A 25,276-nucleotide genomic window follows, 5' to 3' on the forward strand; every position below is an offset into this window, starting at 1 on the left:
CCAGGCTCACTTGCGCTCGGACTGCTCGATACCGTCGAGTTCGCGATCGAGGTCAGCTTCGTCAGGGGCGACGTAAGCGGCGTCGGTGTCGCTGTCCTCTTCACGCTTGGGCTTGGCCATCATCCGCACCATCAGGATGCCGACCTCGTAGAGCGTGATCATCGGTACGGCCAGCATGAACTGCGAGATGACGTCCGGCGGAGTAATGACCGCCGCAATTACAAAGGCGCCGACAATCACGTAAGGGCGCGCCTCGCGCAACTTCTGCACGTCGACCACACCTACCTTGGCCAGCAGAATCACCGCCACCGGCACCTCAAAGGTCAGGCCGAAGGCAATGAAGAGCGTCATCACAAAGGACAGGTACTGCTCGATATCCGGCGCCACCATGATGCTTTTGGGCGCGAACTCGTAGATGAACTTGAAAACGGTCTGGAACACAAAGAAGTAGCAAAACGCCATGCCCGCGATGAACAGCAGCGTGGTCCCGACGACCAGCGGCAGACCAACGCGCTTTTCGTGCGAGTACAGCCCCGGCGCGATGAAGGCCCAGGCCTGATGCAGCACATAGGGCAGCGCCACCAGAAACGCTGCCAGCAAGGTCACCTTGATCGGCACGAAGAACGGCGTGACCACGCCGGTGGCGATCATGTTGGTGCCTTCGGGCAGCGTGTTCATCATCGGCAAGGCGAGGATGTCGTAGATGTCGCTGGCCCACGGCATCATCGCCAAAAAGATGACGAGCATGGCGATCACGGCGCGCAACAGACGGTCGCGCAGCTCGATCAGGTGCGAGATGAAGGTTTCTTCCACGGTACTCAGGACCCCGATTCGGTCGGGCGCTTCGGCTCCGTCCGGGCGTCACCACCCAGACCGAGTTCGAGTTGCGGTTCATTCTCCGCGCGCACAGGCGCGGTTTCGGGGATCTGCACCTGCGCGTCGCTCACCGGCGCAAGTGAAGGCGGGTTCATCGGCGGCGACCCGGGCTCGACCGGATCGACGCTGTGCTCGATGTCGCTTGCGGTTTCGCGCACGCTCGATTCGATGCCGTCGGCCTGCTTGCGCACCGTAGTCTCGAGTTCGCGTGCCTGATCCTGGACCTGCTGCTGCAGCTTCTTCAGCTCGTCGAGCTGCATCTCACGCGAGACATCGGACTTCACTTCCGCGACGTAACGTTGCAGCCTGCCAAGCAGATGGCCGGCAGTGCGCGCGACCTTGGGAAGACGCTGCGGCCCGACCACGATGAGGGCCACGACCGCAACAAGGACCATCTCGGAAAAACCGAAGTCAAACATGGGCTGGAATCCGCGAAACCGGTAAGTGCTACGGGCGCGCAATGCACCGCGCGAAGGCGCGATGCATCACGTGCGGACGCTCAGGAATTGACCTTGTCGGACTTTTCCTTGACTTCGGCGTCGAGCGTATCGACGTCGGCGATGCGGTTCTGCTTGCTGTCGTCTGCCGACGCTTCGGACTCCTTCATGCCGTCCTTGAAGCCCTTCACGGCGCCACCAAGGTCGGAGCCGACGTTACGCAATTTCTTGGTGCCGAAAACCAGCAGCACGATGACCAGAACGACCAGCCAGTGCCAGATGCTGAAAGAACCCATTACGCTCTCCTCAATGCTTCAACATGGCCGGCAACACGTCCGGACCACCAAGTATATGGACGTGGAGATGATACACCTCCTGCCTGCCGACCTTTCCCGCGTTGATGATCGTGCGGAAACCGTCGTTCAATTCCTGTTCGCGGGCAAGCTGCGCCGCGACAGTCATGATCTTGCCCATCACCGCCACGTGCTCTGACCCGACGTCGAGCATCGTCGGGATGTGCAGTTTCGGGATCACGAGAAAATGCACCGGCGCAGCCGGATTGATGTCGTGAAACGCGATGCAGTCTTCGTCCTCGTACAACTTCTTTGCCGGGATCTGCCCCGCGACGATCTTGCAAAAAATGCAGTCACTCACGCTGTCGTCCTCATGCCTTGTTGCGGGAATTCTTCTCGTCGATGCCGGAGATGCCCTCGCGACGCCGGAACTCGGCCACGACGTCATCCACGCTGAGCCCGTGATATGTCAGCAACACCAACGAATGAAACCACAGATCGGCGACCTCGTGCACGAGATGCAAGCGATCACCGTCTTTGGCGGCCATGATCGTCTCAGCGCCTTCTTCCGCAACCTTCTTGCAGATCGCATCATTGCCCTTGGCGTACAGGCTGGACACATAGGAAGAATCGGGGCTGGCGTCCTTGCGTGCCTGAAGCGTTGCCGAGACTCGGCGTAAGACTTCGAGATCGATCATTTGTAGATGTCCTTCGGTGACTTGATCACCGGCTCGACCGCCTCCCAGCGTCCCTCGCCCATACGGCGCTGAAAAAAGCAGCTGTGACGACCGGTGTGACACGCAATACCGCCAGCCTGTTCGACCTTGAGCAGCACCACATCGTTGTCGCAGTCGATACGCATGTCGAGCACGCGCTGCGTGTGACCGGACTCCTCACCCTTGTGCCACAGCCTGTTGCGCGAACGCGACCAATACACCGCTTCGCCCAGCTCGGCCGTGCGCGCCAAAGCCTCGCGGTTCATCCACGCGAACATCAGCACGTCGCCCGACGACGCCTCCTGCGCGATCACCGGCACCAAGCCGTTTTCATCCCACTGCACTTCGTCGAGCCACGCTTCGCTCACAGCCTCACCTCGATGCCACGCGCCTGCATCAGCTCCTTGGCCTCGCGCACCGTATGCTGGCCGAAATGGAAGATGCTCGCCGCCAACACTGCATCGGCATGGCCGATCGATACACCATCGGCCAGATGATCAAGATTGCCCACACCACCACTGGCAATCACCGGCACCGACACGGCATCGGAGACCGCGCGGGTCAGTTCCAGATCGAAGCCGGACTTGGTTCCGTCGCGATCCATGCTGGTCAGCAGGATTTCGCCCGCGCCCAGCGCAACCACCTTCTTGGCCCATTCGACCGCATCCAGGCCCGTATCGTTTCGTCCGCCGTGGGTAAACACATGCCATACACCCGGCGCAACCGCCTTGGCATCAATGGCAACGACGATGCACTGGCTGCCAACCTTGCCCGAGGCATCTGCAACGAGTTGCGGATTATTCACGGCCGCCGTGTTCATGCTGACCTTGTCGGCGCCTGCGTTGAGCAGGCGACGCACGTCATCGACACAGCGCACGCCACCTCCGACCGTGAGCGGGATGAAGACCTGGTTGGCGACCTCTTCGACCACGTGCAGGATGATGTCGCGCGCATCGGAACTGGCTGTGATGTCGAGGAAGGTCAGCTCGTCCGCACCCTGCTCGTCGTAGCGACGTGCGATCTCGATCGGATCACCGGCGTCACGCAACTCAAGGAAATTCACACCTTTGACGACTCGACCGGCATTGACGTCGAGGCAGGGGATGATGCGTTTGGCGAGCATCAGGCGTCCGTGCCGTTGAGCTCGTCGGCGCGCGCCTGCGCAACAGCAAAATCCAGCGTGCCTTCGTAGATCGCGCGGCCGGTGATGGCGCCCATTACCCCCTCGTCCTCCACCGCACACAGACGGTCGATATCGGACAGGTCCGTAATGCCGCCACTGGCGATAACCGGGATGCGCAGCGCCTGCGCAAGCCGCACGGTCGCCTCGATATTGACGCCCGAAAGCATGCCGTCGCGGCCGATGTCGGTGTAGATCACACCCTCGACACCGTAGTCCTCGTACTTCTTGGCCAGATCAACGACGTCGTGGCCGGTGATCTTGGACCAGCCATCGGTGGCGACCTTGCCATCCTTGGCGTCCAGCCCGACGATCACATGGCCCGGAAAGGCCGTGCAGGCGTCGTGCAGGAAACCCGGGTTCTTGACCGCAGCCGTGCCGATGATGACGTAGCGGATACCGCTGTCGAGGTAAGCCTCGATGGTATCCAGATCACGGATGCCGCCACCGAGCTGCACCGGAAGATCGTCGCCGACCTCCTCGACGATGGCCCGGATGGCCGCTTCGTTCTTCGGCTTGCCGGCAAAGGCACCGTTCAGGTCGACAAGGTGCAGACGTCGCGCTCCAAGATCAACCCAGTGGCGCGCCATGGCGGCCGGATCTTCGGAGAACACGGTAGCGTCGTCCATTTCTCCCTGCTTGAGGCGCACACAGTGGCCGTCCTTGAGGTCGATGGCGGGGATCAGCAGCATTTGGAATCTTGATTCGAAAAGGTGATTCGGTGGCGTCCGCGCTCAGGGATTCCAGCGGACGAAGTTTGAGAGCAGTTGCAGACCGGCTTGCGCGCTCTTCTCAGGGTGGAACTGAACTGCAAAAATATTATCCCGCCCCACCGCGCTGGTAAACCGCAGACCGTAGGTGGTTTCCGCAGCCCGCACGGCGGGATCGCTCGGGGCGACGTAATAGCTGTGCACGAAATAAAAACGCTCGCCATCGTCGATATCCGCCCACAGCGGATGCGCCGGATCGAGCTGCATGACTTCGTTCCAGCCCATGTGGGGCACCTTGAGGTGACCGCCGTCGGCCGTCTTCATGCTCGCCGCTTCGGGAAAGCGCACGACCTCGCCGGGCAGGATGGCCAAGCCCGGCACATCACCCTCCTCGCTGCGCTCGAACAGCATCTGCTCGCCGATGCAAATACCAAGAAAGGGCTTGTTGGCCGCAGCCGCAATGACGGCCTCACGCGCTCCGCGCCCCTCCAGCTCACGCATGCAGTCGGGCATGGCGCCTTGGCCGGGGAAAATCACGCGGGAAGCCGCCGCGATTTCGCGCGGATCGGAGGTCACGACAATGCGCTCGCCGGGCGCGACATGTTCTACGGCCTTCGCCACCGAACGCAGATTGCCCATGCCGTAATCGATGATGGCGATATCCGTCATCACTATGTCACTCGCTGCTCGAAACGGGATAAACGGGTGCGGTCAGAGCGCACCCTTGGTCGAAGGCACGCTGCCGGCCGTGCGCTCGTCGCGCTCTGCGGCCATGCGCAAGGCACGGCCGAAGGCTTTGAAGATGGTCTCGCACTGATGGTGAGCGTTGTCACCGCGCAGATTGTCGATGTGCAGCGTGACGGCGGCGTGGTTGACGAAGCCCTGAAAGAACTCGCGCGCCAGATCCACGTCGAAGTTGCCGATGCGGGCGCGGGTGTAATCGACGAAATAGTGCAGCCCCGGACGGCCCGAGAAATCAACGACCACGCGCGACAGCGCCTCATCGAGCGGCACATAGGAATGACCGTAACGACGAATGCCCTTCTTGTCGCCAAGCACCTTGGCAAAAGCCTGGCCCAGCGTGATGCCGACATCTTCGACCGTGTGGTGGTCGTCGATATACGTATCGCCCTCGGCGCGCACGTCGAGGTCGATCGCGCCGTGACGCGCGATCTGATCGAGCATGTGATCGAGAAAAGGAACGCCGGTCGCAAATTGGCCCTTGCCGCTACCGTCCAGATCGATTTTGACGGTGATGCGGGTTTCGAGCGTATCGCGGGTGACTTCTGCCTGCCGCATGTGTGTCCGTTCGGGGTAGTGAATGGGTCGCCATGGCAGGGCCATGGACGCGCCATGATACCATCGCGACGCTGTCCGGCAGCAAGCCGTCGCAGCATCCGCAACATGCCAAAACCGCCGCACCACGCACAATTGGAAGCACGATGAGCCGCTACTGGAGCCCCGTCGTTCACGGACTCGACCCCTACGTCCCCGGCGAGCAACCGCGCGTCGACAACCTGATCAAGCTCAACACCAACGAAAGCCCCTACGGCCCGTCGCCAAAGGCTGTGGACGCCATCCGCGCGGCCGCCGACGACGCCCTGCGCCTGTATCCGGACCCGCGCGGCCACGGCCTGTGCGAAGCGCTGGCAAAGCGTTTCGGCGTAAGGCCCGAACAGATTTTCGTCGGCAACGGTTCCGACGAGGTATTGGCTCATGCATTCCAGGGGCTCCTCAAGCATGAGCGTGCGCTTTGGATGCCGGACATCACCTACAGTTTCTACCCCGTTTACTGCGGCCTGTACGGCATCGATTACGAAACGATCGCGCTCGACGACAACTACCGCATCCGACCGGATGACTACCTGCCGCGCGAGAAGGCACGCGCCGGCGCGATCATTTTCGCCAACCCGAATGCCCCTACGGGCCGCTACCTGGCCCTGCCCGAAGTCGAGCGCATCGTCGCAGCCAACCCGCAGTGCGTGGTGGTCGTGGACGAAGCCTATGTCGATTTCGGCGGCGAGAGCGCGGTGACACTGGTCGATCGCTTCTCCAATCTGCTGGTTGTACAGACCTTCTCGAAATCGCGCGCATTGGCCGGCCTGCGGGTCGGCTACGCCATTGGGCACGTCGATCTGATCGAGGCTCTGGAGCGGGTCAAGAACTGCTTCAACTCCTACCCGCTTGACCGGCTCGCGCTGGCCGGCGCAATTGCCTCGGTCGAAGATGAAGCGTATTTCGTCGACACCTGCGACAAGGTGGTTGCCAGCCGCGAACGGCTCGCAAAGGACATGGAAGCGCTGGGCTTCGAGATCATCCCGTCCGCCACCAACTTCGTGTTCGCCCGCCATCCGGAACACGACGCTGCACAGCTGGCGAAAGCTTTGCGCGAACGCGCCATCCTGGTTCGGCACTTCACAAAACCGCGCATCGAACAGTACCTGCGCATCACCATCGGCACGGACCAGCAGTGCGCAGCACTGACATCGGCGCTGAAGGAAATCCTGGCCACCTGAGGCGTCTGCACTGAAAAGCAAAAGGGGCGCCTGACAGGCGCCCCTTTTGCTTGCTTGCGTACGCTTACTTCAAGCGCATTTCGGCCGAACGAGCGTGAGCCTGCAGCCCCTCACCGTGCGCAAGAATGGAAGCCACCCGGCCCAACTTCTGCGCGCCCGCTTCCGAAATCTCGATGATGCTGGTGCGCTTCTGGAAGTCATACACGCCCAGCGGCGACGAAAAGCGTGCGCTCCGCATGGTCGGCAGCACGTGGTTGGGGCCAGCGCAGTAGTCGCCCAGCGCTTCCACCGACCAGTGGCCCACGAAGATCGCACCGGCATGGCGGATGTGATCCACCCACTCGGCGGCGTTCTCCAGCGACAGCTCAAGGTGCTCCGGCGCGATACGGTTGGCGATCGCGCAGGCCTGCTCCAGCGAATCGACATGGATCAGCGCACCGCGGTTCTTCAGCGAGGTCGCGATGGTCTCGCGCCGCGGCATGGTTGGCAGCAGGCGCTCGATGCTGGCAGCGACCGCTTCGATAAAATCCGCATCGGTGCACAACAGGATGGATTGCGCCAGTTCGTCGTGCTCGGCCTGCGCAAACAGGTCCATTGCCACCCAGTCCGGGTTGCCGCTGCCGTCGGAAATGATCAGCACCTCGGACGGCCCGGCCACCATGTCGATGCCGACCGTACCGAATACACGCCGCTTGGCTTCAGCCACATAGGCGTTGCCGGGACCGACGATCTTGTCGACCTGCGGCAGGGTCTGTGTGCCGTAGGCCAGCGCAGCCACGGCCTGGGCGCCGCCGATCGTGAACACGCGGTCAACGCCGGTAATTGCCGCAGCAGCGAGCACCAGCGGGTTCTTTTCACCGCCCGGCGTCGGCACCACCATGATGAGTTCCTTGACGCCGGCGACCTTGGCCGGAATCGCATTCATCAGTACGGAGCTCGGATAGGACGCGCGCCCGCCCGGCACATACAGCCCGACACGATCAAGCGGCGTCACCTTCTGGCCCAGCCGCGTTCCGTCTTCCTCGGTGTAATTCCACGATTCGGCAGTCTGACGTTCGTGATAGCGGCGCACACGATCAGCCGCCTCACGCAAGGCTTCACGCTGTTCGGCCGGCAGGCCGTCAAGCGCGGCCTTCAACTCCGCATGCGGCAGTTCAAGCTGCGCCATGCCCGACACGTCAAGCCGGTCGAAGCGGCGCGTGTACTCGATGACCGCGGCGTCACCCGTGCTGCGCACAGCGGACAGGATCTCGCTGACTGCGTCGTTGATGCGCGCGTCGGCGCCGCCTTCGAAAGCCAGCAAGGCGTCAAGATCGGCGAGAAAGCCCGGCTCACGGGCATCCATGCGGCGGATGGTCATGCGGCGTCCCTCTTGCCGATAGCACCGGAGAAGGCTTCCAACATCGGCTGGATAAGATCATGTTTGAGCTTCAGCGAGGCCTGATTCACCACCAGACGCGAGCTGATGTCACGGATATGTTCGACCTCGGCCAGCCCATTGGCACGCAAGGTGCCGCCGGTGGATACGAGGTCGACGATGGCGTCGGCCAGCCCGACCAGCGGCGCCAACTCCATCGAGCCATATAGCTTGATCAGGTCGACGTGCACGCCCTTCTCGGCGAAGTGCGCCTTGGCACTCTCGATGTACTTGGTCGCAACGCGGATCCGACCGCCGGGACGCGACGCGCTTGCATAGTCAAAGCCGTCGCGTGTAGCAACGCTCAAGCGGCAACGCGCGATCTCAAGGTCCAGCGGCTGATAGAGCCCTTCCCCGCCATGCTCCAGCAGCACGTCCTTGCCGACGATGCCCAGATCAGCCGCACCGTGTTGAACGTAGGTCGGCGCATCGGTGGCGCGCACGATAAGCAGCCGCACCTCGGCCCGAGTCGTGCCGATGATGAGCTTGCGTGAAGTTTCCGGATTGTCGGTCGGCACGATACCCGCGGCTGCAAGCAACGGCAGGGTTTCTTCGAAGATCCGCCCTTTGGACAGAGCGATGGTGATGCTGGACACGGATGAAGCCTCGGTCGGTCGTCAAGGGCAGGATTGTAACCCGTCAGGCGAAGTGTTAGCCTGCAGTCAAATGGCTGAGCCGCGCCCGGGCGCGAATCAGCCATTTCCTTTTTTTGACTCTGATTCACGGAAGTCTGGACATGAAGCCCGAAATCATCGTTTCCTCGCACGACCTCGACCGACTGGAGGGCCTGCTCGCCACGCCTGCCGCGCGCAACCGCGCGGACCTGGACGGTCTGCGCGCGGAGCTTGATCGGGCCGAAATTCGCGAACCGGCCGAAATGCCGGCGGATGTGGTGACCATGAACAGTCGCTTCCGAATCCGCGAACAACCTTCTGGCCGCCAACGCGAATTGACGCTGGTATGGCCGGGTGACCGCAGCCACGGGGACGCCGGCATATCGGTATTCACGCCGGCCGGCAGCGCGCTGCTGGGGTTGTCGACGGGTCAGATCATTGACTGGCCGACCGTCGAGGGCCATGAGGTGCATCTCGAAGTCATCGAGGTGGTCTCGCAGCCTGCTGCGGAAACCGCCTGATCAACTGACGCGGCACGCCTTCGCGCCGAGCGCCGCGAGCTTTTCCTCAAGGCGCTCGTAGCCGCGATCGAGGTGATAGATGCGCTCGATCGTCGTCTCGTCCTCGGCCACCAGGCCGGCAATGACCAGGCTGGCTGAAGCGCGCAGGTCGGTAGCCATGACGGTCGCACCTTCAAGCTTGGGCACGCCACGCACGACGGCAGTATTGCCGTCGATGGCGATGTCGGCACCCAGACGCTGCAGTTCCACCGCGTGCATGAAACGGTTTTCGAAAATGGTCTCGCGAATCACTGCCGAGCCCTCGGCAATCGTGTTGATCGCCATGAACTGCGCCTGCATGTCGGTCGGGAACGCCGGGAACGGCGCAGTGCGCAAACCCACCGACTTCAGGCGACGCGGCGCGCGCAGGCGAATCGCGTCGGCTTCGGTCGTGATGGTGCAGCCGGCCTCGGTCAGCTTGTCCACCACCGCATCCAGATAAGCGGAGGATGTGCGCGTCAGCCGCCCTTCCCCACCGCTTGCAGCGATCGCGCAGAGGTAAGTGCCCGTCTCGATGCGGTCAGGCATCACACGGTGCGTTGCGCCTTGCAGACGCTGGACACCTTGCACGTGGATGACGTCGGTGCCGGCACCACGAATACGCGCCCCCATTGCGGTCAGGCAATTCGCCAGATCAACGATCTCGGGCTCTCGCGCGGCGTTCTCGATGACCGTCTCACCGTCGGCCAGCGTGGCCGCCATCATGAGGTTGGCAGTGCCGGTGACGGTGACCATGTCGGTCACGAGGCGCACCCCTTTCAGGCGTGCAGCCACGGCATGTACGTAGCCGTGCTCGACCGTGACCTCGGCGCCCATAGCCTGCAGACCACGAATGTGCTGATCAACCGGCCGAGCGCCAATGGCGCACCCTCCGGGCAGAGACACGCGCGCCTCGCCACAGCGAGCCACCAACGGTCCAAGCACCAGAATGGACGCACGCATGGTCTTGACCATCTCGTAAGGCGCAACTGGTTCGGTGATCTGGGAAGCATCCAGCGTTACCGTGTCCGCCTCGCGCGACGACTTCACGCCCATGCTGCCCAGCAGCCGCAACAAGGTGTCGATATCGTTGAGCTGCGGAACGTTGTGCAATACCAGCGGCTCTCGCGTCAGCAGGGCCGCGCACAGAATCGGCAAGGCCGCGTTCTTGGCTCCCGAAATCGCGATTTCACCGCTGAGCCGGACCCCGCCCTGTATCCGAAGTTTGTCCATCGAATCTCAGTACCCGAGTGACGAACGCACCGTGGCCCAGCGCGCGGGCGTATAGGTCTTCAGACCCAGTGCGTGAATCTCGCCGGTGTCGAGGCGATCGCCGAGCGTGCCTTTGACCATGCGGTGCTGATCGGGCAGGGACGAGCCCTCGAACATCGGGCTGACCACGATGGCGCTGAAATGCACGCCGTCGTCCCCCTTCACTTCAATGAACTCACAGTCCAGCCCTTCGGCGATCAAACGCTCGATTTCTGATGCCTGAAACATCTTCAGCTTTCCTCTATTGCACTCAGTTGCGCAGTTTGTAGCCTCGCGCCAGCAGCGCGAGAGTCAGTATGGCCAGCCCACCCAGGCAGGTTCCGACGACGGCAAGACTCAACCACGGGGAGACGTCGGACTGACCGAAAAATCCGTAGCGGAATCCGTCAATCATGAAGAAAAACGGATTCGCGTGCGAGACGTCCTGCCAAAGGGGGGGCAGCGAATGGATTGAATAGAATACGCCGGAAAGCATCGTCAGCGGCATGATCAGAAAGTTTTGAAATGCTGCCAGCTGATCGAATTTCTCGGCAACGATGCCGGCAATCACGCCAAATGAACCGAGGATCGCGCCGCCGGCCAGCGCGAACGACAGGACCCACAGCGGATGCGTGATCGGCAGATCAACAAACGGCAACGATGCCGCCCACACCCCGGCGCCGACAAACACGCCGCGCAGCGTCGCTGCGCCGACATAGGCGCAATAGAACTCAAGGTATGAAATCGGCGGCAACAACACGAACACGATGTTGCCGGTGATCTTGCTCTGGATCAGTGACGATGAGGTATTCGCGAACGCGTTCTGCAGCAGCGACATCATGACCAGGCCGGGCACCAGAAAGGTGGTGTAGCCGATATCGCCGTATACCGTGACGTGGCGGTCAAGCACGTGCGAGAAGATCAGCAGGAACATCACAGCGGACAGCACCGGCGCAGCCACGGTCTGGAAAGCCACTTTCCAGAAGCGCAGCACTTCCTTGTAGAACAGCGTGCGAAAGCCGATCCAGCGAGAGGTGCGGGGAAGCGGCGCAAACTCAGGCACGGCTCATCACCTCCACGAAGACGTCTTCCAGATCGGGCTCGCCGAGACGCAACTCCTCGACCCCCGCGTCGTATTGACGCATGCGCGCGAGCAGTGGCTCAACATCGGCATAGGTATCGAAACCGAAACGCACCCAACCATCCTCCGCCGCCACTCCGCCCAGCGACACCCCCACAGCCGGATTGCGCATACGCACGCTCAGGCTGTGCGTGGCAAACCGTTCGAGCAGCGCGCGGGTGCGGTCGAGTGCGACCACCCGCCCGGCCTTGAGCATGGCGATACGTCCGCACAAGGCTTCGGCCTCTTCCAGGTAATGGGTAGTCAGCACAATGGTGTGGCCGTCGCGGTTGAGCTTGCGGATGAACTGCCACAATCCGTGCCGCAACTCCACGTCGACGCCGGCAGTAGGCTCGTCAAGCACGATCACCGGCGGCCGATGCACCAAGGCCTGCGCCACCAGCACACGTCGCTTCATGCCGCCCGACAGCGAGCGCATGTTGGCCTCGGCCTTTGGCAACAAATCGAGCTTTTCGAGGATCTCGTCAATCCAGTCGTCGTTGCCGGCAATGCCGAAATAGCCCGACTGGATACGCAATAGCTCGCGCACCGAGAAGAACGGGTCGAACACCAGCTCCTGAGGCACCACGCCAAGCTGCATGCGCGCATTGCGATAATCGCGCACCACGTCGTGCCCCATCACCGAAAGCCGACCCGAGGTGGGCCGCACCAAACCGGCCAAGGCCGAAATCAGTGTGGTCTTGCCAGCGCCATTGGGGCCGAGCAGGCCGAAGAACTCGCCTTGGGCGACTTCGAGACTGACGCCGGAAAGTGCATGGAGGTCACCGTACTGCTTGGTGACCTCCTCGATGCTGAGTGCTGAAACCGACATCAGGCGTTCCCGGCAACCTCGTCCGGCGACAACAGGTCGTCGACGCCATACACCTGAGCAAGACTGACAAGCCCTTGGGGAATCGACTGAAAGCTCACCTTGCCCCCCTGAGCGGAGCACGTGCGCATCCAGTCAAGCAGCAGCGCCAGCGCGGCCGAATCAAATGCGCTGACCTCGGACAGGTCAACGACCAGGTCGCCGTCCGTTGCCATGGAGCGCCCCTCGGCGACGTGCTCCGCAGCAGTATCCATAGTGAGCGCGCCCGCCGGCTTGAGCACGCGCGGCTGCGTGTCACTCATCAGGACTTGCCTTCCGCGGCCTTTGCGATCTCGCTTCCGCGCGTCTCGAGCGCACGAATCAGGCCGTCGATACCGCCTGCCCGGATCTCCTGGGCGAACGTGCCACGATAGTTCGTGACCAGACTGACGCCGGCAACCACCACGTCAAACACTTTCCAGACCTTGCCATCCTGCTCCAGCATGTAATCAACCGGAATCGGCTGCCCGCCCGGCTGATGCACTTCGGTCTGCACACGCACCGTGCGATCGCCCGGATTCATCCGCAGCGGACGAAAGCTCACGGTTTGGTTGCGATACTCGGTCAGCGCGTTCGAATAGGTACGCACCAGCATTTCATAAAAGGAATCAACCAGGCGCTGCTGCTGAGCGGCACTTGCGTTGCGCCAGTCGCGGCCCACGGCGAGCATGGTCATGCGGCGCAGATCGAAATGCGGCAACACGAGCTTCTCGATGCTCTCCACTGCCCTGCTGGCGTCGCCCTTCTTGAGCTTGTCATCACCCCGCAGAATCTCCAGCACGTCTTCGGTCAAGGCCTTGACGAGTTCGTCCGGCTTGTCCGCGGGGGGCGCAGCTACGGTCAGCGCCGATGCGGCTGACAGGCATACAGCCAAAATCAGGTTCTTCATGACGCTCACCTCGTGATCGCGACTTCCGAATGGCGGTCGACCGCGGAATGATCGACAAATTCCATCCGGCCGACAGCAGCCAACGCCAGCGCATCCGGGTAGGTCTCATAAAACGGCGTAATTGAAGACTTTTCCTTGACGTCGAAGTTCTCGTACTCGATCGGCGGATTGCCGTCATGCACCTGGTAACGGCGGGCCTGCAGATAGGCGTCGCGCACGAAGGCGTACTTGTCGAGTTGATCCTCCAACGTACGGTCGGTCTTGAGGAACGTCGAGCGCGTGTGCACCACGCGCGTCGCGAGAACCGTGTTGCGCGTCGGTACGTGGTCAAGCTGCACCAGCCCGTTGCCGCGCATGTCGACCGGCAGCACTACAGCGTCACGCACCGTTCTCGGCCCGAGGAACGGAACCACGAAGTAGGCCCCTTCGCCAACACCCCAGACGGCCAGAGTCTGTCCCAGATCCTCATTGTGTTTGGGCAGCCCCATCTCGCTCGCGACATCAAAGATGCCGAGAATGCCGAAAGTGGAGTTGACCGCAAATCGCATGAGGTCGGACATGCCGTCACCAGCCTTGCCTTGCAGCAGGTTGTTGATGCCGACCCATACGTCGCCGAGGTTGCTGAAAACGTTGCCGATGCCGGTACGGACGAGCTGCGGCACCGCCTTCTCGTAGCCCTGGGCGAGCGGCTTTACGACGGCTTTGTCTACGCCTTCGTTGAAGCTGAACATCGCCCGGTTGTAGCCCTCAAGGGGATCGTCGGGGTTGCGCGGATTCGACGCACACCCGGTCATCACGAGCATCGCGAATGCCAGCAGCAGCACGAAGGCGCGGGTAAAGGATTGTTTGGCCATGATGGTTTCTCTGTCGTTCTTCATTTGTGTTCAGACCCGCCACACCACCCGACGCGGGCACCCGGTGAGCAGCCTGTTATTCCTTCGCAGCGCCTGCCCGATCGAACAGAAACTGCCCGATCAGCTTCTCCAGCACGATGGCAGACTGCGTGATCTGCAGTTTGTCACCGTCTACAAGGTTCTCGACATCGCCGCCGGCATCGAGCCCGACGTATTGCTCGCCCAGCAGACCCGACGTCAGGATCGAGGCAATCGTATCGCGCGGAAACTCGAATTCCGGTGCAATGTTCATTTCGACTACGGCCCGATAGGTATTGATGTCAAAGCGGATCGCATCCACCCGCCCGACAACGACGCCCGCGCTCTTGATCGGCGCGCGCACCTTGAGCCCGCCAATGTTGTCGAATTCGGCCTGAACGGTATAGGCATCGGCGAGATTCACACTCGACACATTACCGACGCGCAGCGCGAGAAAAAACAGCGCACCGATACCGATGACAACGAAGATCCCGACCCAGAGGTCAAGCGTGGTGCGGCTCATGAGGTTCCCCGGAACATGAATGAAGTCAGTACAAAGTCGATTGCAAGAATAGCCAGCGCCGAGCTGACGACGGTGCGTGTGATCGCACGCGAAATACCCTCTGCCGTCGGCTGGCAATCAAATCCCTCAAACACCGCAATCAGCGAGACTGCAATGCCGAACACGAAACTCTTGATCATGCCGTTGAGGATGTCGTAGCGAAAATCCACCGAACTCTGCATCTGCGACCAGAATGCGCCGGAATCCACGCCGATCACTACGACACCGATCAACCAGCCTCCCAAAATTCCCATCGAGGTGAAGATCGCCGCCAGTATCGGCATTGCAATCACCCCACCCCAGAACCGCGGTGCCACGACGCGTGCAATCGGGTTGACGGCCATCATGTCCATGGCCTTGAGTTGCTCGGTGGTCTTCATCAGCCCGACTTCAGCCGTCACGGCCGAACCAGCACGGCTGGCAAACAACAAAGCGGCCATGACAGGCCCAAGCTCACGCGTCAGAGAAAGCGCCACAAGCACGCCAACCGCATCGCCGGAACCGAAACGCTGCAGCGTCTCGTAACCCTGCAACCCGAGCACCAGCCCGACGAAGAGGCCCGACACAACGATGATCAACAACGACAGCACACCGCTGAAATAGACCTCGCGGATGGTCAGGTGCACTCTGCGCAAGGACTGCCCTGAATACAACAGCACCAGCATGAAGAAGCGCGCTGCGAACCCCACGCGCCATACGCCCTCGATAACCAGATTTCCGATCCGCCGCACCATTGCGACCGGGCCGCTCATGCAGCCCTCCCGCCCAGCAGGGCCTCACGGATAGGCGGAGCGGCCATATGGAAAGGCACCGGGCCATCGGCCTCGGCGTGCACGAACTGATGCACGAAAGGATCCTTCGAGTTACGAATTTCGTCCGGAGCGCCCTCCGCGACAATTTTTCCGTCGGACACGAAATAGACGTAATCCACAATCGTCAGCGATTCATGCACGTCGTGCGTAACCATCACGGTGCTGGCACCCAGCGCGTCATTGAGCTTGCGAATAAGCTGACCGATGATGCCGAGCGAGATCGGGTCCAGGCCCGCAAACGGCTCGTCATACATGATCAGCATCGGATCCAGCGCAATCGCCCGGGCCAGAGCCACGCGCCGCGCCATGCCGCCCGACAGCTCTGCGGGCGACAGCTTTGCAGCCCCGCGCAGGCCGACGGCATTGAGCTTCATCATCACCAGCAGTTCGACGAGCTCATCCGGCAGATCGGTGTGCTCCCGCAACGGAAAAGCCACGTTCTCGAACACTGACATGTCCGTGAACAAGGCACCGAACTGGAACAGCATGCCCATGCGCCGACGCAATTCGTACATGCGCTCGCGCCCCACTCGTCCGAGGTCTTCACCATCGACCGTCACGACTCCTGAGCTGGCGCGCAACTGACCGCCGATCAAGCGCAACAGTGTGGTCTTGCCGCAACCGCTTCCACCCATGATCGCAATCACCTTGCCCCGCGGAACGGACAAGTTGACGCCCTTCAGGATTTCGCGCTCGCCATAGGCAAAGCGGACGTCCTGAAGCTCGACGAGAGGAGATTCGTGAATGCGGGTCAAGGGACTGGCCCTGGAGGTTAGGCACGGGCTGCGAATCTATCACACACGGGCGCCCAAACCGTCTCATCGGCACAACAAGCAGCGCGCCTTCAAACCGCTCTCGAACCAAGCCACGAACGGCTATCACGGCTAATCTGTAGCAGTCGTCTGATATACTCATGCGCCCGCAAACCCGACAAATCGGAAGCCGAAAAATGAGCAGCGCAAGCGACATGGCAAAGCGCGTACTGCGCATCGAAGCGGAAGCTGTCGCGGCGCTGATAGATCGCATTGATGGCGACTTCGAGCGTGCAGTCGAGTTGATCCTCTCGCGCAACGGGCGCGTGATCGTTACGGGCATCGGCAAATCCGGTCATATCGGGCGCAAACTCGCCGCGACGCTCGCCAGCACTGGAACCCCTGCTTACTTTGTCCATGCCGCCGAGGCCGCCCACGGCGATCTGGGCATGATCACCCCCGACGACGTCGTCATCGCGCTCTCGAACTCGGGCAGCAGCGAAGAAATCCTGACCATTGTTCCGCAGGTCAAGCGGCGCGGCGCCAGTCTCCTGGCCATCACCGGCGCTGCCGACTCCCCGCTGGCGCGCGAGGCTGACGTGCATCTCGACGCCGCGGTTGCGGAGGAAGCCTGCCCGCTCAACCTCGCACCAACCGCCAGCACCACCGCCGCGCTCGCGCTGGGTGACGCACTGGCTGTTGCCTTGCTGGACGCGCGCGGCTTCAGCGCCACCGATTTCGCCAGCGCCCACCCCGGGGGCTCGCTCGGTCGCCGCTTGCTGACGCACGTCCGCGACGTCATGCGCCTTAGCGTTGACGTACCGCAGGTATCGCCCGAAGCCCCTGTACTGGACGCTCTGCTGGCAATGACCCGCGGCGGACTCGGCATGACGGCGGTCATCGCCCCGTCCGGGCAGATCGCCGGCATCTTCACCGACGGCGATCTGCGCCGCACACTCGAGCGCGGTGCAGACATCCGCAGCGCGTCGATCGGCGAAGTCATGACCCGCAACCCGCATTGCATCCGGCCCGAGGCCTTAGCGGTCGAAGCAGCCGAGACCATGGAGCGGCTACGGATCAGCCAGTTATTGGTTGCTGACGAGAATGCGCGGCTTGCCGGTGCGCTGAACACGCATGACCTCATGCGAGCGAGGGTGATCTGATGGGCACTCTGAAAAACGCCGCCGGAGTGCGCCTGATGGGCTTCGACGTTGACGGCGTCATGACTGACGGAAGCCTCTACTTCACCCCTGGCGGGGACGAGATCAAGACCTTCTCCAGCCTCGACGGACACGGTTTGCGCATGCTGATGGACGCCGGCATCGCAGTCGCGATCATCAGCGGCAGATCCTCGCGTGCGCTTGAACTGCGCGCCGCCAACCTCGGCATCACCACGCTGCACATGGCGGTCGGCGACAAACGCGAGTGCATGCAGAAGCTGCTCGACGAACGCGGACTCTCCCCTTCGCAGGCTGGGTATATGGGCGACGACGTCGTCGACCTGCCGCTCCTGCGCTTTTGCGGATTTTCCGCCACGCCGCTGGACGGACATGACTTCGTCAAGCAGCATGTGCATTTCGTCGGCACCAGGCGAGCCGGCCATGGCGCGGTTCGCGAGGTCTGCGATCTGCTGCTGCAGGCGCAGGGCAAGCTCGACGCCATGCTCAATGCCTACCTGCGCTGACGCCCCAAGATGAACACTGACCGCATCTATCCCGTTATCGCACTGGCCTTGCTGGCTGCCGGCACAATCTGGCTTGAGCGCGTGACGCGCACGCCTGAAGTTGCTCAGCAGCTCGACCGCACGCACCCCGACTTCATTGGCGAAAACGTCCGGGTCGCCCGCTTTGACACTGACGGCACGCTGTCATACCAGCTTGATGCAGACCGGCTCACCCACTACCCCGCCTCCGACATCACGGACATGGAGCGCCCTCATCTGCGCTACCACAGCGAGCGAGGTGAAACTTCCGCAATGGCCGCTCGCGGCGAAAGTGGTCCGGACGGCAGCGTTGTGGAACTGCGCGGCGACGTTGTCGTGCGACGCAAGACGCCCGACAGCGCCGACCTCATCATCGAAAGTGAAACGCTCTCGGTGTGGCCTGATGCACAGAAGGCCTCAACCGACTCACCCGTGGTGCTCAAAAACGGTAACATCACCGCTTACGGCGATGGCATGCGTGCCGACAACCTCGCCGGCACCCTGGATCTCGTTGGCGCAACGCGCTTCCAAATGCCCAGCTCAAGACGGACTAGACCATGACAAAGCCATTCCTTCCGCTGATTTTCTGTTGCGTACTCACGGCATCGTCGTTCAGCGCCTTGGCCGAACGCGCCGACCGGGAACGCCCCATCAACATTGAGGCGGACAAGGTCGCAGTCGATGAGCGCAGCCGCACCCATACTTTTGAAGGCAATGTCGTACTGACTCAGGGAACCCTGGTCATGCGCGGCAACAAGCTGGTGGTGATGCAGGGTGCCGACGGGTTTCAGACTGGTGTAGCCACTGGCACCGCCGCCAAGCTCGCGACCTTCCGTCAGAAGCGCGAAGCCTCGCAAGAGTTCATCGACGGCCAAGCCGAGCGTATCGAGTACGACAGTCGCAACGAGACGGCCAAACTGTTCGGGCGCGCCCGCATTCAGGCCGGCCAGGACATCCTCACCGGCGACGTCATCGAATACGACGCACTCACCGAGAACTACACGGCATTTCGCCTGCCGCCGAAAGGCAGCAAGCAGGACGAGTCACGCATCCGAATGACCATTCAGCCCAAGGCTGCCGGCACGCCCTGACTCCACGTCAGTGGTCTGGACCTGCATTCGCGTTGAGCAGCGAGGCCGTACCGGCCTCGTTGAACTGAATCGCCCCGAAGCCCTCAACGCGCTCAACGACACCCTCGTCGACGAACTCAGCCTCGCCCTCGAACAGTTCGAAGCCGACGACGGCATCTCGACAGTCATCCTCAGCGGTTCCGAAAAGGCCTTCGCTGCTGGCGCAGACATCGCGGCAATGGCCGGTTTTTCGTGGATGGACGCCTACCGCGGCGACTACATCACCCGCAACTGGGAACGCCTCAAGACCTTCCGCAAGCCCGTCATTGCCGCCGTCCGTGGTTATGCGCTTGGTGGAGGCTGCGAGATTGCGATGATGTGCGACATCATCGTGGCCGGAGAATCCGCCAGGTTCGGACAACCCGAGGTGCGCCTCGGCATCCCGCCCGGCGCGGGGGGAACGCAACGACTGCCGCGGGCGGTCGGCAAGGCAAAGGCCATGGATCTGTGTCTGACAGCGCGCTTCATGGACGCGGCAGAGGCCGAGCGGGCCGGGCTGGTATCACGGCTGGTAGCCGACGATCGCGTACTCGACGAGGCCTTCGCAATCGCCGACACACTCTCCGGGTATTCGATGCCGACGCTGATGATGATCAAGGAATCCGTCAATCGAGCCTTCGAGACTCCACTCAACGAAGGCCTGCTTTTCGAACGACGCAGCTTCCACGCCGCCTTCGGCCTCGACGACCAGAAGGAAGGCATGTCGGCCTTTCTCGACAAGCGCACGCCCGACTTCAAACATCGCTGACGCGGACAGCAAGGGGATCCGAGACGCCCGCGTCTCGCCTGTGCACAAGCAGCAGCAACTCTTCCAGCGCACATACCCGAGCTCGCCACGACGCCCTGAAGGCTAGTCTTTAATCAGAATTATCAACACTTTAATAACCAGACACCGGGTTCGCGCCAACAATTTGTGCACCGCAATATTTTTCTCTTGACATCGGGTTCGGGGCCCTTATACTGGGAACCATGCTGCACCGCAGCACCCAATTCAATCAAGTCAAGGAGAACTCCATGTTTGCGACTCCGGAACAAATCGCCGCAGCCAACAAGGCCAATCTTGAAGCCTTCGTGAGCATCGCGAACAGCGCGTTCGCCAACGCCGAGAAGCTCGCGGCTCTCAACCTGAGCACTGCCCGCGCCATGATCGAGGACAGCATTGCCAGCACCCGCAGCCTGATGGGCGTCAAGGATCCGCAGGAGCTACTCACCCTGCAGGCCTCGCTGGGCAAGCCGATGCTTGAGAAAGCCGTGTCCTACAACCGTAGCGTGTATGAGCTCGCCAGCAGCAATCAGGAACAACTGACCAAGCTGTTCGAGAGTCAGGTTGGCGAAGTCAACAAGGCCTTTACCGGCATCATCGACAAGGCCGCCGAATCTGCTCCGGCTGGTTCCGATGTAGCTTTTGCTGCGATGAAGTCCGCCATGGCCGCCGCCAACAGTGCCTACGACAGCGTCAACAAGGTTGCCAAGCAGGTTACCGAGCTGGCCGAAGCCAATCTCAGCGCAGCCACCGATGCCACGGTCAAGGCCGTTGGCACCGCAAGCAAAGCGCCGGCTGCTGCCAAGAAAGCCGCCGCCTGAGAGACGCGCTCGGAGCTGAAAAGCTCAGACGCGATGCCAAGCAAAAACGCCAGCCCGAGGGCTGGCGTTTTCGTTTCTGGGGAATGCCGCTACTTTCCGGCGGACACGTCGATGTAGTGATGCGGAAACAGCCGCCGCATTTCAGATTCGATCCACGCCTCGGCCTCAGCATTGACTTGGTCCGGCGTGCGCCCCTGGGCTTCGATGGCTGGCCCGATGCTTACCGTAATCTCGCCGGGGCGCTTGACCAGCGCATTCTTCGGCCAGAACTCGCCCGCGTTGTGTGCCACCGGCACGACCTTGGAGCCAACGTGCGTGGCCAGCCAGGCACCGCCGATCTTGTAGCGCGCCGAGCGCCCCAGCGGCACGCGCGTACCCTCAGGGAATACCACCACACAGAAGCCGTCGCGCATTCGTGCACCGCCCCGCTCCACCACTTGCGCGAGCGCATCCTTGCCCGCCGCACGGTCAATGGCGACGAACGGCATCTGCGCCAGCCCCCAGCCAAAGAAGGGAATACGCAGCAACTCGCGCTTGAGCACGAAACTGATCGGTGGAAAGATCTTCTGGAATGCCAACGTTTCCCAAGCCGACTGATGCTTGGAAAGAATCACCACGGGCTCGGCCGGCAGGTTTTCCAGCCCCAGGACCCGGTAACGGATGCCGAGAAAATGTCGCGCCATCCACAGGCCGATCAGCGTCCACGAACTGATGATGCGATACCGCGTGATCGGCCGGAACGGAAAGGTCAGGAACGAGAAAAGGGCATAGGGCGGAATCGTCACGACCAGGCCGAGTGCAAAGATGAAGGAGCGCAGCGCGTTCATTTTTCGGCCACCAGTTCTGCCGCTACCGCTGCAAGGTCGGGAAAGATTCGCGTACCGGCAGGCAGACCGCCCTCATCCAGCGTACGGCCGCCCTTGCCGGTCAGCACCAGATAGGGGACGGCGCCGACCGCGGCCGCGGCCTCAAGGTCGCGCAGACTATCTCCGACCACCGGTACCGCTGCCAGATCAAAATTGAAACGCTCGCCGATGTCACGGTACATACCCGGCTTTGGCTTGCGGCACTTGCAGGTCGAGTCGGCCGCATGCGGACAGAAAAAGATCGCGTCCAGCCGGCCACCGAACTGAGCAAGGCTCTTGACCATCTTGTCGTGGATGGCATTGAGCGTATCCATGCCAAACAGGCCACGCCCCACGCCGGACTGATTTGAGGCCACCACCACACGCCACCCGTACTGGTTGAGCCGGGCAATCGATTCCAGCGAACCCGGAATCGGCTTCCATTCGTCAGGCGATTTGATGAACAGGTCGGAGTCATGGTTGATGACGCCGTCGCGATCGAGAATGATGAGCTTCATCCGTGGCCTCGTTTACTGCGCCGACAGGCGTGACAGGTCGGCAACGCGATTCATCAGCCCGGCCAGCGTGCCGAGCAGCGCAAGGCGGTTCTGACGCGTCAGCGGCTCTTCGGCATTGACCATGACGTTGTCGAAGAAGCTATCAACTGCGCCACGCAGGCCGGCCAAGGCACGCAAGGCCTCAGTGTAGTTTTCATTGTCGACGTGTGAGCGCACCAGCGGCGCGATATCGACGACGGCGTGAAACAGCACCTTCTCGGCCTCATCCTGCAGCAGCGCGACATCGGGCTCGACGGCCGCCGCACCGCTCTTCTTCAGGATGTTGACGATGCGCTTGTTGGCTGCGGCCAGTGCTTCGGCCTCGGGCAGTGCGAGAAATTCGCGCACCGCGTCGAGCTTGGCCGGCACGCGATCCACACGTGTCGGGCGCAAGGCCAGTACCGCGTCCACGGCATCGGCCGTGTGGCCCGCGTCGCGCAACTGATTACGCAGTCGCTCGAACATGAAGTCCAGCAGCGTGTCGCGGAAACCTTCTTCACTCAGCAGACCCGGCGTAAAGCCGGCGGCTGCTTCGCCGATCAGATCAGCCAGATCGAGCGGCAACGGCGACTCCATGACGATCCGCAGCACACCGAGCGAAGCACGACGCAGTCCGTAGGGGTCACGGTCGCCGGTCGGCACTTGCCCGATGCCGAAGAAACCCACCAGCGAATCGAGCTTGTCGGCCAGCGACACCGCGCAGGCGATGTTGCCGGTGGGCAGCGCGTCACCCGCAAAACGCGGCTGGTAGTGCGCAGCAATGGCGTCAGCGACAACTTGCGTCTCGCCATCGGCGAGCGCGTAGTAACGGCCCATGAAGCCCTGCAATTCGGGAAACTCGCCGACCATGTCGGTGACCAGATCCGCCTTGGCGAGCCGCGCTGCGCGTGAAGCGGCGTCAGCATCGGCATTCAGGCGCGCCGCGATGCGGCCGGCCAGACGCTCGAGACGCGCAACGCGCTCGAGCTGGCTACCAAGCTTGTTGTGATACACCACCGGACCAAGGCGCGGCAGACGACTTTCCAGCGTGTTGCGGCGATCCTGATCGAGGAAGAAACGCGCATCGGCCAGGCGCGGGCGAACCACACGCTGATTGCCGGCAACGATGTTGGCCGGGTCGGCCACGCGCATGTTCGACACGATCAGGAAACGGTTGAGCAACTTGCCATTGCGGTCGAACAGCGGGAAATACTTCTGGTTCGCGCGCATCGTCAGGATCAGGCATTCCTGCGGCACGGCGAGGAATTCGGCCTCGAATTCGCCGACATATACGCTCGGATGCTCGACCAGCGCGCTCACCTCGTCGAGCAGGTCAGCGTATTCGCCCAGCGAGGCCTTCTCGCGCTCGGCCGCGTCCTGCAACTGCCGCTCAATCTCGGCACGCCGCTCGCCAAAGTGCGGCACGACCTTGCCTTCGGCCAGTAGCGTCGGTTCCCATGCTTCGGCATTGGCGATATCGATCGCACCGCGACTCATGAAACGATGGCCCATGGTCGTGCGCCCGGAATCCAGCCCAAGCACACTACCCGGCACAACACGCTCGCCGTGCAGCATCAGTAGGCGATGCACCGGACGGACAAACTGCACTTCGGACGCGCCCCAGCGCATGAGCTTCGGAATCGGCAGCGCGCGCACGGCCTCGCCGACAATCTCGGCCAGCACCGCGTCAAGCGCAGCACCTGCTTCGGTGCGGGTATAGAACAGCGCCTCGGCCTTGCCATCCATGCGGCGTTCAAAGCCAGCAATGGCCTCCTCACCGATGCCGCGTGCGGCGAGCTTCTTGAGCAGCGCCTGCGTCGGCTTGCCGTCGGCATCCAGCGCGACCTGTACCGGCATGATCTTTTCGGTGACTTCCTGCGCGGCAGCTTCGCTACTCACGTCGCGCACCAGCACTGCCAAGCGGCGTGGCGCGGCAAACCCGCGGACATCACCGTCGTCCGGCGCCAGACCACGCGCACGCAAGCCCGCGACGATGCCGTTGGAAAAAGCCTCGCCCAGACGCGGCAGCGCCTTCGGCGGCAGTTCTTCAGTAACCAGTTCGACCAGCAGATGGGCGTGGTTCGACATCATGCGCCCCCCCCGGCGAAGCTCTGACTGCGGGCGAGCATCGGGAATCCGAGTGCCTCGCGTGATTCGTGATACGCCTGCGCCACAGCCCGCGACAGGTTGCGGATTCGGCCGATGTAGGCCGCACGCTCGGTCACCGAAATGGCGCCGCGAGCGTCAAGCATGTTGAACGTGTGGCCGGCCTTGAGCACCATCTCGTAGGCGGGCAGCGCCAGACCTTCGGCGATCAGGCGCTTGGCTTCCGATTCATAGTTGCCGAACAGCGAGAACAGGAAGTCGACGTTGGCGTGCTCGAAGTTGTAGCGCGATTGCTCGACCTCGTTCTGGTGGTAGACGTCACCGTAAGTCACCGGCATGCCGTTCGGATACACCGTCCACACCAGGTCATAGACGTTTTCGACGCCCTGCAGATACATCGCCAGCCGCTCGATGCCGTAGGTAATCTCGCCCAACACCGGTTTGCAATCCAGGCCGCCGACCTGCTGGAAATAGGTGAACTGCGTCACCTCCATGCCGTCCAGCCAGACCTCCCAACCCAGGCCCCACGCACCCAGCGTCGGATTTTCCCAGTCGTCCTCGACGAAGCGGATGTCGTGCTCCATCGGATCGATGCCCAAGGCGCGCAGACTGTCCAGGTACAGCTCCTGGATGTCCGGCGGCGAGGGCTTGAGCACGACCTGATACTGATAGTAGTGCTGCAGGCGGTTCGGGTTCTCGCCGTAGCGGCCGTCCTTGGGACGACGCGAAGGCTGCACATAGGCGGCGTTCCACGGCTCGGGCCCGAGCGCGCGCAGACAGGTGGCCGGATGCGAGGTGCCCGCGCCGACTTCGAGGTCGAGCGGCTGCAACAGCGCGCAGCCGCGCTCGCCCCAGAACTGGCCAAGCGTCTGGATGATCTGCTGGAAGGTCGGTTTATTCAAAGACATGCTCCGCGGGACACCAAGCAAAAGGTGGGATTTTACTGGCT

The 25,276-nt window shown here is 62.2% G+C and carries 34 protein-coding genes; 8 read left to right on the forward strand and 26 right to left on the reverse strand.

All coding sequences use genetic code 11. From position 1 onward, the window contains the following. Positions 1-6: 6 nt before the first annotated feature. The 10 genes from tatC to hisB form a co-directional block, all read right to left on the reverse strand. A complete protein-coding gene (gene tatC, locus AC6H0N_RS09275; protein WP_497573988.1) occupies positions 7-822 on the reverse strand; it encodes a twin-arginine translocase subunit TatC in 816 nt (271 codons plus the stop codon). After that, on the reverse strand, positions 819-1,295 hold the full coding sequence (gene tatB / locus AC6H0N_RS09280) for a Sec-independent protein translocase protein TatB (RefSeq protein ID WP_497573808.1): 477 nt from the start codon (positions 1,293-1,295) through the stop codon (positions 819-821). Before tatB ends, tatC begins: the two co-directional genes overlap by 4 nt. Before the next feature lie 80 nt (positions 1,296-1,375). Continuing rightward, positions 1,376-1,609, reverse strand: a complete 234-nt coding sequence (gene tatA / locus AC6H0N_RS09285) for a Sec-independent protein translocase subunit TatA (RefSeq protein ID WP_497573809.1) — start codon at positions 1,607-1,609, stop codon at positions 1,376-1,378. A gap of 10 nt (positions 1,610-1,619) precedes the next feature. Next, a complete protein-coding gene (locus tag AC6H0N_RS09290) occupies positions 1,620-1,967 on the reverse strand; it encodes a histidine triad nucleotide-binding protein (protein WP_497573810.1) in 348 nt (115 codons plus the stop codon). A 10-nt stretch (positions 1,968-1,977) separates the two neighbouring features. Continuing rightward, positions 1,978-2,304, reverse strand: a complete 327-nt coding sequence (locus AC6H0N_RS09295) for a phosphoribosyl-ATP diphosphatase (protein WP_497573811.1) — start codon at positions 2,302-2,304, stop codon at positions 1,978-1,980. Next, the gene (gene hisI, locus AC6H0N_RS09300) at positions 2,301-2,690 is read right to left on the reverse strand and encodes a phosphoribosyl-AMP cyclohydrolase (RefSeq protein WP_497573812.1); all 390 of its coding nucleotides are present in this window, start codon (positions 2,688-2,690) and stop codon (positions 2,301-2,303) included. The genes AC6H0N_RS09295 and hisI overlap by 4 nt, the downstream gene beginning before the upstream one ends. After that, a complete protein-coding gene (gene hisF / locus AC6H0N_RS09305; RefSeq protein ID WP_497573813.1) occupies positions 2,687-3,445 on the reverse strand; it encodes an imidazole glycerol phosphate synthase subunit HisF in 759 nt (252 codons plus the stop codon). Before hisF ends, hisI begins: the two co-directional genes overlap by 4 nt. After that, positions 3,445-4,194, reverse strand: a complete 750-nt coding sequence (gene hisA, locus AC6H0N_RS09310; RefSeq protein ID WP_497573814.1) for a 1-(5-phosphoribosyl)-5-[(5-phosphoribosylamino)methylideneamino]imidazole-4-carboxamide isomerase — start codon at positions 4,192-4,194, stop codon at positions 3,445-3,447. The genes hisF and hisA overlap by 1 nt, the downstream gene beginning before the upstream one ends. A gap of 42 nt (positions 4,195-4,236) precedes the next feature. After that, positions 4,237-4,881: an imidazole glycerol phosphate synthase subunit HisH gene (gene hisH, locus AC6H0N_RS09315; RefSeq protein WP_497573815.1), complete on the reverse strand. Its 645-nt coding sequence runs from the start codon at positions 4,879-4,881 to the stop codon at positions 4,237-4,239. Positions 4,882-4,923: 42 nt separating this feature from the next. After that, on the reverse strand, positions 4,924-5,511 hold the full coding sequence (gene hisB / locus AC6H0N_RS09320; RefSeq protein WP_497573816.1) for an imidazoleglycerol-phosphate dehydratase HisB: 588 nt from the start codon (positions 5,509-5,511) through the stop codon (positions 4,924-4,926). Positions 5,512-5,654: 143 nt separating this feature from the next. On the opposite strand from hisB, the gene hisC reads away from it, so the two are divergent. Beyond that, a complete protein-coding gene (hisC, locus tag AC6H0N_RS09325; RefSeq protein WP_497573817.1) occupies positions 5,655-6,728 on the forward strand; it encodes a histidinol-phosphate transaminase in 1,074 nt (357 codons plus the stop codon). Between the two features lie 64 nt (positions 6,729-6,792). Here the strand turns inward: hisC and hisD are convergent, their stop codons facing one another. Together hisD and hisG are read right to left on the reverse strand one after the other, a co-directional pair. Beyond that, on the reverse strand, positions 6,793-8,088 hold the full coding sequence (gene hisD, locus AC6H0N_RS09330; RefSeq protein WP_497573818.1) for a histidinol dehydrogenase: 1,296 nt from the start codon (positions 8,086-8,088) through the stop codon (positions 6,793-6,795). Further along, the gene (hisG, locus tag AC6H0N_RS09335; RefSeq protein ID WP_497573819.1) at positions 8,085-8,741 is read right to left on the reverse strand and encodes an ATP phosphoribosyltransferase; all 657 of its coding nucleotides are present in this window, start codon (positions 8,739-8,741) and stop codon (positions 8,085-8,087) included. The genes hisD and hisG overlap by 4 nt, the downstream gene beginning before the upstream one ends. A 140-nt stretch (positions 8,742-8,881) precedes the next feature. On the opposite strand from hisG, the gene rnk reads away from it, so the two are divergent. Further along, complete coding sequence (gene rnk, locus AC6H0N_RS09340) at positions 8,882-9,280, forward strand: nucleoside diphosphate kinase regulator (protein ID WP_497573820.1); 399 nt, start codon at positions 8,882-8,884, stop codon at positions 9,278-9,280. On the opposite strand, the gene murA is transcribed toward rnk, so the two are convergent. Genes murA through AC6H0N_RS09390 form a run of 10 tightly spaced genes read right to left on the reverse strand, consistent with a single transcriptional unit; the run spans position 9,281 to position 16,427 of the window. Beyond that, on the reverse strand, positions 9,281-10,531 hold the full coding sequence (murA, locus tag AC6H0N_RS09345) for a UDP-N-acetylglucosamine 1-carboxyvinyltransferase (protein ID WP_497573821.1): 1,251 nt from the start codon (positions 10,529-10,531) through the stop codon (positions 9,281-9,283). Between the two features lie 6 nt (positions 10,532-10,537). Beyond that, positions 10,538-10,798 carry a BolA family protein gene (locus AC6H0N_RS09350; RefSeq protein ID WP_497573822.1) on the reverse strand — a complete coding sequence of 87 codons (261 nt, stop codon included), beginning with the start codon at positions 10,796-10,798 and terminating at the stop codon, positions 10,538-10,540. Positions 10,799-10,820: 22 nt separating this feature from the next. Next, on the reverse strand, positions 10,821-11,612 hold the full coding sequence (locus AC6H0N_RS09355; RefSeq protein ID WP_497573823.1) for an ABC transporter permease: 792 nt from the start codon (positions 11,610-11,612) through the stop codon (positions 10,821-10,823). After that, a complete protein-coding gene (locus AC6H0N_RS09360) occupies positions 11,605-12,501 on the reverse strand; it encodes an ABC transporter ATP-binding protein (RefSeq protein ID WP_497573824.1) in 897 nt (298 codons plus the stop codon). Before AC6H0N_RS09360 ends, AC6H0N_RS09355 begins: the two co-directional genes overlap by 8 nt. Next, the gene (locus AC6H0N_RS09365; RefSeq protein WP_497573825.1) at positions 12,501-12,800 is read right to left on the reverse strand and encodes an STAS domain-containing protein; all 300 of its coding nucleotides are present in this window, start codon (positions 12,798-12,800) and stop codon (positions 12,501-12,503) included. The genes AC6H0N_RS09360 and AC6H0N_RS09365 overlap by 1 nt, the downstream gene beginning before the upstream one ends. Beyond that, entirely contained in the window at positions 12,800-13,426 is a 627-nt protein-coding gene (locus AC6H0N_RS09370; protein WP_497573826.1) for an MlaC/ttg2D family ABC transporter substrate-binding protein, read from the reverse strand. The genes AC6H0N_RS09365 and AC6H0N_RS09370 overlap by 1 nt, the downstream gene beginning before the upstream one ends. Positions 13,427-13,431: 5 nt before the next feature. Then, positions 13,432-14,304, reverse strand: coding sequence for an MlaA family lipoprotein (locus AC6H0N_RS09375; RefSeq protein ID WP_497573827.1), 873 nt, complete (start codon positions 14,302-14,304; stop codon positions 13,432-13,434). Positions 14,305-14,356: 52 nt separating this feature from the next. Next, positions 14,357-14,821 (reverse strand): outer membrane lipid asymmetry maintenance protein MlaD, encoded by a 465-nt coding sequence (gene mlaD, locus AC6H0N_RS09380; protein ID WP_497573828.1) that lies wholly within the window; start codon positions 14,819-14,821, stop codon positions 14,357-14,359. Next, positions 14,818-15,612 (reverse strand): lipid asymmetry maintenance ABC transporter permease subunit MlaE, encoded by a 795-nt coding sequence (mlaE, locus tag AC6H0N_RS09385; RefSeq protein ID WP_497573829.1) that lies wholly within the window; start codon positions 15,610-15,612, stop codon positions 14,818-14,820. The genes mlaD and mlaE overlap by 4 nt, the downstream gene beginning before the upstream one ends. Then, complete coding sequence (locus tag AC6H0N_RS09390) at positions 15,609-16,427, reverse strand: ABC transporter ATP-binding protein (protein ID WP_497573830.1); 819 nt, start codon at positions 16,425-16,427, stop codon at positions 15,609-15,611. The genes mlaE and AC6H0N_RS09390 overlap by 4 nt, the downstream gene beginning before the upstream one ends. Positions 16,428-16,621: 194 nt before the next feature. Here AC6H0N_RS09390 and AC6H0N_RS09395 point away from each other — a divergent pair, with 194 nt between their 5' ends. The 6 genes from AC6H0N_RS09395 (at position 16,622) to AC6H0N_RS09420 (ending at position 20,840) form a co-directional block, all read left to right on the forward strand. Beyond that, positions 16,622-17,587 (forward strand): KpsF/GutQ family sugar-phosphate isomerase, encoded by a 966-nt coding sequence (locus AC6H0N_RS09395; protein WP_497573831.1) that lies wholly within the window; start codon positions 16,622-16,624, stop codon positions 17,585-17,587. Then, the gene (locus AC6H0N_RS09400; protein WP_497573832.1) at positions 17,587-18,108 is read left to right on the forward strand and encodes a KdsC family phosphatase; all 522 of its coding nucleotides are present in this window, start codon (positions 17,587-17,589) and stop codon (positions 18,106-18,108) included. The genes AC6H0N_RS09395 and AC6H0N_RS09400 overlap by 1 nt, the downstream gene beginning before the upstream one ends. Positions 18,109-18,117: 9 nt before the next feature. Next, positions 18,118-18,687 carry an LPS export ABC transporter periplasmic protein LptC gene (lptC, locus tag AC6H0N_RS09405; protein ID WP_497573833.1) on the forward strand — a complete coding sequence of 190 codons (570 nt, stop codon included), beginning with the start codon at positions 18,118-18,120 and terminating at the stop codon, positions 18,685-18,687. Then, the gene (gene lptA / locus AC6H0N_RS09410; RefSeq protein ID WP_497573834.1) at positions 18,684-19,217 is read left to right on the forward strand and encodes a lipopolysaccharide transport periplasmic protein LptA; all 534 of its coding nucleotides are present in this window, start codon (positions 18,684-18,686) and stop codon (positions 19,215-19,217) included. The genes lptC and lptA overlap by 4 nt, the downstream gene beginning before the upstream one ends. A 10-nt stretch (positions 19,218-19,227) precedes the next feature. Next, on the forward strand, positions 19,228-20,004 hold the full coding sequence (locus AC6H0N_RS09415) for an enoyl-CoA hydratase (protein WP_497573835.1): 777 nt from the start codon (positions 19,228-19,230) through the stop codon (positions 20,002-20,004). A gap of 266 nt (positions 20,005-20,270) precedes the next feature. Continuing rightward, complete coding sequence (locus AC6H0N_RS09420; protein ID WP_497573836.1) at positions 20,271-20,840, forward strand: phasin family protein; 570 nt, start codon at positions 20,271-20,273, stop codon at positions 20,838-20,840. Positions 20,841-20,929: 89 nt separating this feature from the next. On the opposite strand, the gene AC6H0N_RS09425 is transcribed toward AC6H0N_RS09420, so the two are convergent. From AC6H0N_RS09425 to glyQ, 4 genes are read right to left on the reverse strand one after another with little or no spacing between them, the layout of a single operon-like run. Continuing rightward, positions 20,930-21,667 (reverse strand): lysophospholipid acyltransferase family protein, encoded by a 738-nt coding sequence (locus tag AC6H0N_RS09425; protein ID WP_497573837.1) that lies wholly within the window; start codon positions 21,665-21,667, stop codon positions 20,930-20,932. After that, on the reverse strand, positions 21,664-22,203 hold the full coding sequence (gene gmhB, locus AC6H0N_RS09430; protein WP_497573838.1) for a D-glycero-beta-D-manno-heptose 1,7-bisphosphate 7-phosphatase: 540 nt from the start codon (positions 22,201-22,203) through the stop codon (positions 21,664-21,666). Before gmhB ends, AC6H0N_RS09425 begins: the two co-directional genes overlap by 4 nt. Before the next feature lie 12 nt (positions 22,204-22,215). After that, positions 22,216-24,312, reverse strand: a complete 2,097-nt coding sequence (gene glyS, locus AC6H0N_RS09435; protein ID WP_497573839.1) for a glycine--tRNA ligase subunit beta — start codon at positions 24,310-24,312, stop codon at positions 22,216-22,218. Next, positions 24,309-25,235, reverse strand: coding sequence for a glycine--tRNA ligase subunit alpha (gene glyQ, locus AC6H0N_RS09440; protein ID WP_497573840.1), 927 nt, complete (start codon positions 25,233-25,235; stop codon positions 24,309-24,311). Before glyQ ends, glyS begins: the two co-directional genes overlap by 4 nt. Positions 25,236-25,276 lie beyond the last annotated feature (41 nt).

It is taken from the genome of Pseudazoarcus sp. NS34, assembly GCF_059703725.1.

Excerpts from the sequence above, each read along its gene's own strand:
- tatB (WP_497573808.1), bottom strand. The coding sequence starts at position 1,295 with ATGTTTGACTTCGGTTTTTCCGAGATGGTCCTTGTTGCGGTCGTGGCC.
- tatA (WP_497573809.1), bottom strand. The coding sequence starts at position 1,609 with ATGGGTTCTTTCAGCATCTGGCACTGGCTGGTCGTTCTGGTCATCGTG.
- AC6H0N_RS09295 (WP_497573811.1), bottom strand. The coding sequence starts at position 2,304 with ATGATCGATCTCGAAGTCTTACGCCGAGTCTCGGCAACGCTTCAGGCA.
- hisF (WP_497573813.1), bottom strand. The coding sequence starts at position 3,445 with ATGCTCGCCAAACGCATCATCCCCTGCCTCGACGTCAATGCCGGTCGA.
- hisA (WP_497573814.1), bottom strand. The coding sequence starts at position 4,194 with ATGCTGCTGATCCCCGCCATCGACCTCAAGGACGGCCACTGTGTGCGC.
- hisH (WP_497573815.1), bottom strand. The coding sequence starts at position 4,881 with ATGACGGATATCGCCATCATCGATTACGGCATGGGCAATCTGCGTTCG.
- hisB (WP_497573816.1), bottom strand. The coding sequence starts at position 5,511 with ATGCGGCAGGCAGAAGTCACCCGCGATACGCTCGAAACCCGCATCACC.
- hisC (WP_497573817.1), top strand. The coding sequence starts at position 5,655 with ATGAGCCGCTACTGGAGCCCCGTCGTTCACGGACTCGACCCCTACGTC.
- hisD (WP_497573818.1), bottom strand. The coding sequence starts at position 8,088 with ATGACCATCCGCCGCATGGATGCCCGTGAGCCGGGCTTTCTCGCCGAT.
- rnk (WP_497573820.1), top strand. The coding sequence starts at position 8,882 with ATGAAGCCCGAAATCATCGTTTCCTCGCACGACCTCGACCGACTGGAG.
- murA (WP_497573821.1), bottom strand. The coding sequence starts at position 10,531 with ATGGACAAACTTCGGATACAGGGCGGGGTCCGGCTCAGCGGTGAAATC.
- AC6H0N_RS09350 (WP_497573822.1), bottom strand. The coding sequence starts at position 10,798 with ATGTTTCAGGCATCAGAAATCGAGCGTTTGATCGCCGAAGGGCTGGAC.
- AC6H0N_RS09360 (WP_497573824.1), bottom strand. The coding sequence starts at position 12,501 with ATGTCGGTTTCAGCACTCAGCATCGAGGAGGTCACCAAGCAGTACGGT.
- AC6H0N_RS09365 (WP_497573825.1), bottom strand. The coding sequence starts at position 12,800 with ATGAGTGACACGCAGCCGCGCGTGCTCAAGCCGGCGGGCGCGCTCACT.
- AC6H0N_RS09370 (WP_497573826.1), bottom strand. The coding sequence starts at position 13,426 with ATGAAGAACCTGATTTTGGCTGTATGCCTGTCAGCCGCATCGGCGCTG.
- AC6H0N_RS09375 (WP_497573827.1), bottom strand. The coding sequence starts at position 14,304 with ATGAAGAACGACAGAGAAACCATCATGGCCAAACAATCCTTTACCCGC.
- mlaD (WP_497573828.1), bottom strand. The coding sequence starts at position 14,821 with ATGAGCCGCACCACGCTTGACCTCTGGGTCGGGATCTTCGTTGTCATC.
- mlaE (WP_497573829.1), bottom strand. The coding sequence starts at position 15,612 with ATGAGCGGCCCGGTCGCAATGGTGCGGCGGATCGGAAATCTGGTTATC.
- AC6H0N_RS09395 (WP_497573831.1), top strand. The coding sequence starts at position 16,622 with ATGAGCAGCGCAAGCGACATGGCAAAGCGCGTACTGCGCATCGAAGCG.
- AC6H0N_RS09400 (WP_497573832.1), top strand. The coding sequence starts at position 17,587 with ATGGGCACTCTGAAAAACGCCGCCGGAGTGCGCCTGATGGGCTTCGAC.
- lptC (WP_497573833.1), top strand. The coding sequence starts at position 18,118 with ATGAACACTGACCGCATCTATCCCGTTATCGCACTGGCCTTGCTGGCT.
- lptA (WP_497573834.1), top strand. The coding sequence starts at position 18,684 with ATGACAAAGCCATTCCTTCCGCTGATTTTCTGTTGCGTACTCACGGCA.
- AC6H0N_RS09420 (WP_497573836.1), top strand. The coding sequence starts at position 20,271 with ATGTTTGCGACTCCGGAACAAATCGCCGCAGCCAACAAGGCCAATCTT.
- AC6H0N_RS09425 (WP_497573837.1), bottom strand. The coding sequence starts at position 21,667 with ATGAACGCGCTGCGCTCCTTCATCTTTGCACTCGGCCTGGTCGTGACG.
- gmhB (WP_497573838.1), bottom strand. The coding sequence starts at position 22,203 with ATGAAGCTCATCATTCTCGATCGCGACGGCGTCATCAACCATGACTCC.
- glyS (WP_497573839.1), bottom strand. The coding sequence starts at position 24,312 with ATGATGTCGAACCACGCCCATCTGCTGGTCGAACTGGTTACTGAAGAA.
- glyQ (WP_497573840.1), bottom strand. The coding sequence starts at position 25,235 with ATGTCTTTGAATAAACCGACCTTCCAGCAGATCATCCAGACGCTTGGC.